This is a genomic window from Cyclobacterium xiamenense, from assembly GCF_009467825.1.
GTDB lineage: Bacteria > Bacteroidota > Bacteroidia > Cytophagales > Cyclobacteriaceae > Cyclobacterium > Cyclobacterium xiamenense.
On record NZ_WIOK01000077.1, the window covers coordinates 1 to 1,293 of the forward strand.

The following is a 1,293-nucleotide window of genomic DNA, read 5'->3' on the forward strand; positions in this document are numbered from 1 at the left end:
TAGAAGCTTTAAGTTACTTAAAGCAAGCCGGTTTTCATAAGGAAAACCGGCTTATTTTGGCCTCTAGAGCTGTTTTTTTCTTAACTTAATAGCATTGAGGCTACCTTTCGGATGGTCCAAAACATTTTGAGCAAAGTATTGCAGTTTCCGACTCCAAAATTGTTTATTCTTTGTTTGCTGACCACAATCTTTATTATGCTGATTCCGAAAATTCAAAACTTAAGAAAAAGGGAGCTCGTAGTAGGTTTTTGACTGATGAATTTGAGAATTATCCATCGTCAGGAAACAGACTGGAATCTTATAAGTATTTATCAGTTTCACAACACTATGAAAGCTTAATTTATGATCGTTATAGAAAAGTATTTTATAGATTTTGCTATCCAAAGGTAGATTTAGAAGATGAGACAGATATAATGAAATCTAGACTATTTCCTAGTTTATTTTCGATTATGATTTTAGATGATAATCTTAATATTGTTGGAGAAACTTTGTTCAACGATGAAAAATTATTAGCAAATAATGCATTTGTCGCAAAGGAAGGTTTATATATTTCATTAAATCATACAGATAACTCTAAGAATAATGAGGATTATTTAACATTTCAATTGTTTGAATTAAGCGATGTTACGAATGAAAATTAGAGACAGAATTTTTTATTATTATTTACAAGTAGCTTTTATTGTTTTCGTATTGGTTCTTACAAGTTGTACTAAAGAGAAAAATATCGTGGCAAAGCAAAGAATTTTTGACTTATTAAAGTCATATGATTTAGAGCATTCTACTAATACTTTAATTTATTATTTTATTCCTCTAGATGGATGTGGAGAGTGCATAAAAACATCAATTGAATTTGTCAATAAAAATTTTAATTTAAATAATGTAGATTTTATTCTAATTAGTCAATTAAAAAAATCTTATAATATGAATTTTAGTAAAGATGTTCTTAAAAGAGAAAATGTTATTATTGATGAAAAACAATTATCCAAAATTTATGAGCTGGTCTCCAATAAGCCAATCATCTACGTTTTTAATAATGGTAAAATCGAATTTATTTTTGAGCTTGACGATCAAAATAGTCAGAAAATATTAGGTGCTATATTTAGTGAATTTATAGAGTGATTTGATTAAATATTTTATTAACCTTTTTATTACCCGGAATGAAAAATTTATAAAAAAAGGATTAAATTTTATTTTTTGAATAAGGCGTTTGTTAAATGGTTGGAATAAGGCTATATTGTCGTTAAACGCTGATTTTATGGAAAAGAAGTATAAGAGTCTGTCTATATTCGAATT

2 protein-coding genes are annotated in these 1,293 nt (G+C 27.0%); both read left to right on the forward strand.

The genetic code is table 11. The features are described 5' to 3' along the window. Positions 1 to 137 precede the first annotated feature (137 nt). Positions 138 to 641, forward strand: a complete 504-nt coding sequence (locus GCU44_RS22900; protein ID WP_262885346.1) for a DUF4221 domain-containing protein — start codon at positions 138 to 140, stop codon at positions 639 to 641. Further along, on the forward strand, positions 631 to 1,119 hold the full coding sequence (locus GCU44_RS22905; RefSeq protein ID WP_154859712.1) for a hypothetical protein: 489 nt from the start codon (positions 631 to 633) through the stop codon (positions 1,117 to 1,119). The genes GCU44_RS22900 and GCU44_RS22905 overlap by 11 nt, the downstream gene beginning before the upstream one ends. Positions 1,120 to 1,293: the final 174 nt, after the last annotated feature.